This is a genomic window from Faecalicatena contorta, assembly GCF_021531995.1.
Classification (GTDB): domain Bacteria; phylum Bacillota; class Clostridia; order Lachnospirales; family Lachnospiraceae; genus Dorea_A; species Dorea_A contorta_A.
The window spans coordinates 1-6,143 of the sequence record NZ_JAFBIZ010000144.1; the positions used below are offsets into that span (position 1 = coordinate 1).

A 6,143-nucleotide genomic window follows, 5' to 3' on the forward strand; every position below is an offset into this window, starting at 1 on the left:
AAAAATCATTTTAATTGTCTATCAAAGTGTAACCGATTTCGATTTCTTTAAAAAAAATTATGTTTTTATTTTTTATCTTTATAATTGCTATTTTTTCCTTAGTGTAGACTCCCTTTGCACGAAATCTGTGTTTACCCAGACTGTCTTCACTTCTCCGGAAGGTTCTTCAATCTTCTCCAGAATCCTCTCCGCACACTTCTGTCCGATCTCATATCCACGGATCATCACACAGCTGACCGTCGGCCTGAGCATATCCATCCATATCGTACTTTCGTTCCAGGACCAGGAATTCGTTCCACACAGACCGATATCATCCGGCATGATATATCCAAGATTCTTAATCGCCCGAAATGCCAGCATAGTCATAACTGAATTTGCGCCAATCACGGCCGGAACCTCTCCTTTTTTCACAGTCTTCATAAATGCTTTCACGCATTCACTGACGCTGCTTACCGTCTCCTCCTTTGTAAGGTATATATCTGCATATGCATCATATCCAAATTCTTCATCCATAATCTGCAGGAAACTGCTTTTTCGAATATTTTTCGCACTACTCTGCAGATTTTCCTGGGTCATCAGTGCAATTCTTGTATATCCCTGTTCCTTCAGATGATGCACAAGCACGGAGATAATCTCTTCGTTATCTTCCCCCACAATATCCATATTATAGTTACGCAATTTTCTGTCACATAACACAATCGGAATTCCCTGATTCTGATATCCATACAGGAAATCATTATCCGGGGAAGTCGTATTAACAATCAGACCATCCACACCCTTGCTTACGAGTGTTGAGATCGCAATCTTTTCCTTTGCCGGATCCTCATGGCAGTTAATAAAGAGCGGCACATAACCATTCTTCTCAAGAATCTCTCCCGTTCCTGCAACCACTGCGGATGAAAACGGAGAAGCGATATCTGATACAATTACCCCGACCGTATAGGTCTTTTTCGTCTTCAGGCTTCTCGCCAGTTCGCTGGGATGATAGTCCAGCAATTCAATCACATTCTTAATTCGATTCGCCGTCTCGGCACTCATCATATTCGTCTGCCCATTAATATATCTGGAAACGGTCGTCTTAGAATATCCAACCGCGTCTGCGATATCCTGGATTGTCACTTTTTTCTTCATTGTCATCTGCTCCTTGGATAACTTCAAAAACTTCTATGACAATTCTAACATTCCATTCCGGCATTTTCAACATTTTTCCAGTTCCCGCGCGCCTTGTCATTACACTAAGATGTCATCTGTTACTTTATAAATTGCTCAAAATACCGGCGGTGTATCCTCGCCAAATGTGGTGTGATCGCTGTCATTCAGCAGTCCCGGCTCTTCCAGTGCATCGATCAGTGCCATATCTTCATCACTGATCGTAAAGTTCAGATTGATATTCTCAAGGATTCTGTCCTTATGCACACTCTTGAAGATCGGAATCACGTTTTTCTGCTGTGCGTATTTCATGCAAAGCTGTGATACGGATACTCCCAGCTTATCTGCAATCGCTTTTACCTGTGGGAATTCAAAAATTCTTCCGTTCGCCAGAGGGCTGTAACCAGTTACAACAATTTCAAGCTTTTCACAGTACTCAATATCTTCTTTTAAAGCAACTCCGCAGCCCGGATGGAATTCCAGCTGATTTACCATCGGTTTTATCTTTGCTGTCTGCATCAGTTCATCAATGTGGTGAACCTTAAAGTTCGAGATACCGATCGCTTTGCATTTCCCTTCGTTGTAAAGTGTTTCCATCGCTCTCCATGTCTCGGCATTCTTTGCAATATAATCATCGCGGAAAGTACTCGGCACCGGCCAGTGAATCAGGTAAAGGTCAACATAATCAAGTCCAAGATCTGTAATAGACTGGTTGAAAGCCTCCAGGGTCTCGTCATATCCGCGAACGGTATTCCATAACTTGGAAGTTACAAAGATATCTTCTCTCTTCCAGCCCGTTGCTTCAAGTCCCGCTGCAATCCCCTGTCCGACATATACCTGGTTCCCATATCTTGTTGCACTGTCAATATGATTACATCCACACAACATAGCATCTTTAATAGCGTTGATCGTGATCTCCGCACGTGGTGCTTTCCATGTGCCATAACCAATTTCCGGAATTGACGTTCCATTGTATAATTTCACGCGATTCATCATGTCCTGCTCCTTTTCTCCATGTTCTTATTTGTTAACGTGTTTCTTTGTTAACCGGTTTCTCCATGTCCCTATAATAGCAGACTTAATCTTTATGTTCAACGAAAATCAATTAATTTTATCTTTTTTGTTAGTTTTTTATATTTTTTAATCTCAATTTTTGTTTATTTTTTCCATTTTTCCGTTTATCAGTTTCGTTAACCGGTAAACATACTATTTTTTCGTTGACTTTTAAACATGAAGATGCGAAAATATAAAAAAGCAGGAAAAAGTTCTGCAACCAATGAGAATTGAGGTGTTTTACCCATGCAGATGTTTACAATATCTGACTGTATTTCAACCGTACTTCCTATTTTAATCACTATCGTAATCGGTTACGTATTGAAAATACGAAACCTCCTGGGAGATCGTTTTGTAGAAGAAGCCAATCACGTGAATTACATTCTCGGCTTTCCGCTTTTGCTGTTTACCAGCACGGTTACTGCTGATCTGAGGACATTATTCAACCTGAAGCTGGTGCTGTATTCTGTCGGAAGTATCCTTATTATGGCAGCCACCGGATATCTCATATTCGGGAAACTGACAGATAAGAAAAAACAGGGTGCTCTGACTACGACAACTTTCCGCTCCGACATTCTGTTATTCGCTGTTTATATCACCGGACAACTGTTTGGCCCGGAGGGGATAGCCCTTGCGGCAATGCTGACAGCATTTATATCCCCCACCGTCACGACACTCTCCATTGTAATACTGAATCACCTGGATCAGGAACAAAACCACGACTTAAGTATCAGACAGACCCTTCTCAAAGTAATAAAGAATCCGTTTATCATCGCAGTGATCACCGGAGTCCTGTATAACTGCAGTGGACTTCCGTTCCCGGAACCCGTTCTGGATCCCCTTCAGGACATCGGTGCTATGGCAATTCCTCTTTCTTTACTTGCAATCGGTGTACAGCTTGATTTTAAAAATGTTGCCGACGAAAAGTCGTTGATCATGATCGGAGTCTTCTCCCGGCTGGTCATTGTTCCGGCCATATTCGTTACAGGTGCAGTATTACTGGGCTTTCGCAGTATGTCCCTCGCCTGCCTGTTTGCCCAGTTCGCCGCACCGGCTACCGTATCCTGCTACAGCTTTGCCGAACAGATGAACAGTGATTCCAGGCTGGCCGGAAGCATCATTATATTTTCCACCGTATTCGCAATCATCACCATCTTCATCGGTCTGATCATACTAACAGGCTTACAATTACTATAAAGGAGGATTTATCAATGAAAGAACCTGAAGTTATGCACAAAAGTGTGCAAAAAGTAGTGGAACAGAGCCTTCTCACCGACACTCCTGTATATGGAATGGTGATTCATGAGGCTTCTGATCTGAATCCCGCTTCCCGCGTGGAGTATCTTGGAAAAAATGCAGACTACACCCCTCTGAAGGTAGACCTTACCAGGCACTGTGTCGATTATGGATCCTGGAGGGACTGGCCATGGCTGAAAGCCAATACTCCTGTGATGTGTGACTGGGATGGTCACATTGACTATTATCTTGATCCAACGGATTATACAAAAAAAGCCGGTTCCAACGAGCCATCGGATGTAGCCAATCTGGAGTACGAAGGAAATGCCATGGCTGTAGCAAAGCTTATTTATACCTGCACTTACTGCATCGGGCATGACCGTTATGTCTACTTCTGCGACCAGAAGATTTCCGATGATTTTGAGCCAATTGGTTTCAACGTTCGCGGCACTATCCGTGATTATATGTTGATCCCCATGTTCTATGGATATAAGGATGCCCGCGGCCGTCTTCGCAGCATTGCCGGACAGTACAGTGCCGGTACCATCACCGGCCATCACACCCAGAACCGGGATGGCGTTGATATGGATACACAGGCACAATATCTGGCCGTTCTTCGTGCTTCTGCCGGAAGCCTGTTCTTTGGGGGCGCTCTTGCCAATGTACTGACAGACATTGCTGTTATGCTCTCGAAAAGCACAGACACTCAGGCGTCCTACGGCACCGGAATGTCAAAAAGCTACACAGCAGATTCCGATCATTCCGGACACTGGGGAACCATTCCCGAGCCGGTCCTGAGCTCACAGTTTTATGGTGGAGCAGACGAAAAGACCTATTCGAATATATTCCACTCTACCGTACTTGGAACAAACATGCTCTGGCAGAGAGATCCTTATACCCTTCTTGTATATGGACGTCTGAAGGTTTCTCCGGATTACAGGTTTGACCTCACCGGCGAGAGTTACGTGGATACCGGCTGCACACTTCCTCAGGGTAATTATTACGCAACACTTCAGGTTGTTCCGGGATATGGTTTCATCCCTTGCCCAGATGTCGTCGGAAGTGATTCCACCGGATACTGCGACCACATGTACGCGAATCCGGAAGTCATCTCCGTTGCTTCCCGGTTTGGATGCAGCAGGAGCGGTGCACGTGCCGGATTATTCGCCAGATCCATGAATCATTCCGGATTCAACAGAACCGGAATGCTGGAAAACGGGGATCCCCTGTATACTGCTGTCGAATTAGACGAATCTTTCTCATGGTGGTGGAATTTTGGCTGTTCACTCATGGTTCCACAGCCAGTGTAAATACTTGAAAACTTAGTTTTTAAAATGCGGTCGCCTTTTCCGATACCGGAAGGCGACCGCAGAACAAGTTTTCAGGATTACGATTTCTATTTTGCATCCGGGAGTCCGATTCTTGCACGGATGATATAGTAAGCCACCATGATCTTGGCTCTGTTCTTGTTTTTTGTGATATCAAGGCCCATTATATCCTTGATCTTATTTATCTTATATGCCATCGTATTTTTATGGCAGAATGTTGCCTTTGCCGTCTCCACAATGTTACATTCCTTCATAAAAAATATCTCCAGAAGCTTTACATAATCTGTTCCATTCTTTTCATCATATTCTATCAGATTTCCCAGTACCTCATCGACAAACCTCGGGTAGATCTCCGGTTCCTTTACATCGGACAGAATCTTATAGATTCCAAGCTCCTCATATGCCAGTATATTCTTTTTGATCGGAGCCTTTGTCAGCTGATACGCTGTATATGCACGTTCGTAAGATTTATAGATTTCCCGGATATCCCTGACGGTTGTCCCTATTCCCACGTAGATGTTGTCATCTTTTTCACAGATCTTCTGAAATATTTCCAGTAATTCCTTTTCTGAATATCCGGTAGTAAGTATGACCAGACGATTGTTTTCCTCATATACGACCTGTTTTTTTAATATGTGATGAATCCCCCGTTGGATCTGAGCCAGTTTTTCATTGCCTCGTTCTGTATTATATACATTACAGCTTAAGATAATAATATTGTAATTCAGGTCACGAAAAAATCCGTTTCCTTCCAAAAGACCAACATATAATTTTTCATTATCCGAAAAGAAAATCGCATTCTTCAACGCCGTACTAAGATTGGTCTGTTTTTGCTCATTTCTGAGAAGAATAACGGAAAAGCTTCGCATAATATCAATGTACGGTGTCTTCCATGTGGCAGAAAAAAGTGGAAATTCAATCTCGTTGCAATATGTAATAATATCCTGAGATATATCCAGTCCGTCCCGCAGTGCAATGATGAGTCCTCCGGAATGTTTTTGATTCAACACTTTTATAAAATTCTTCAGCCATTCCTCCGAGACGTAATTCAGTCCGGAATTAAATACCAGCTCATCTCCATGCAAAAACGGAGCAAAATCCGTATCCTCCACCATATGTATCCAACCGATCATCTTTTGAAAACAGGAACTGGTACGCAATGTCACTTCATATTTTTCATCCAGATCTGCATACAGATTTTCCAATTCAACTGCCATGTTCTCACCTCCATCTTTCTACAATCGCCCTGACATCTTATATCTTATCCAACATACTATCACAAATGTGCTTCAAGCACAATATTTCCACTAAATTATGTATTTTAGGACTATACACAACCTACATCTATTGTGTTATATTGTTTTCAGAACACAAAAC

General features: G+C 42.8%; 5 protein-coding genes. 2 read left to right on the top strand and 3 right to left on the bottom strand.

What is annotated here, in order from left to right; translation table 11 throughout:
- Positions 1 to 87: 87 nt before the first annotated feature.
- Both JQM82_RS13975 and JQM82_RS13980 read right to left on the bottom strand, forming a co-directional pair.
- Entirely contained in the window at positions 88 to 1,131 is a 1,044-nt protein-coding gene (locus JQM82_RS13975) for a LacI family DNA-binding transcriptional regulator (RefSeq protein ID WP_235251010.1), read from the bottom strand.
- 135 nt (positions 1,132 to 1,266) lie between these two features.
- Positions 1,267 to 2,145 (bottom strand): aldo/keto reductase, encoded by an 879-nt coding sequence (locus JQM82_RS13980; RefSeq protein ID WP_235251011.1) that lies wholly within the window; start codon positions 2,143 to 2,145, stop codon positions 1,267 to 1,269.
- A gap of 303 nt (positions 2,146 to 2,448) precedes the next feature.
- On the opposite strand from JQM82_RS13980, the gene JQM82_RS13985 reads away from it, so the two are divergent.
- Positions 2,449 to 3,399 carry an AEC family transporter gene (locus JQM82_RS13985; RefSeq protein WP_235251012.1) on the top strand — a complete coding sequence of 317 codons (951 nt, stop codon included), beginning with the start codon at positions 2,449 to 2,451 and terminating at the stop codon, positions 3,397 to 3,399.
- 14 nt (positions 3,400 to 3,413) lie between these two features.
- Positions 3,414 to 4,748: a hypothetical protein gene (locus JQM82_RS13990; protein ID WP_235251013.1), complete on the top strand. Its 1,335-nt coding sequence runs from the start codon at positions 3,414 to 3,416 to the stop codon at positions 4,746 to 4,748.
- 86 nt (positions 4,749 to 4,834) lie between these two features.
- Here JQM82_RS13990 and JQM82_RS13995 read toward each other — a convergent pair whose 3' ends face one another.
- Positions 4,835 to 5,983 (bottom strand): PucR family transcriptional regulator, encoded by a 1,149-nt coding sequence (locus tag JQM82_RS13995; RefSeq protein WP_235251014.1) that lies wholly within the window; start codon positions 5,981 to 5,983, stop codon positions 4,835 to 4,837.
- Between the last annotated feature and the right edge of the window lie 160 nt (positions 5,984 to 6,143).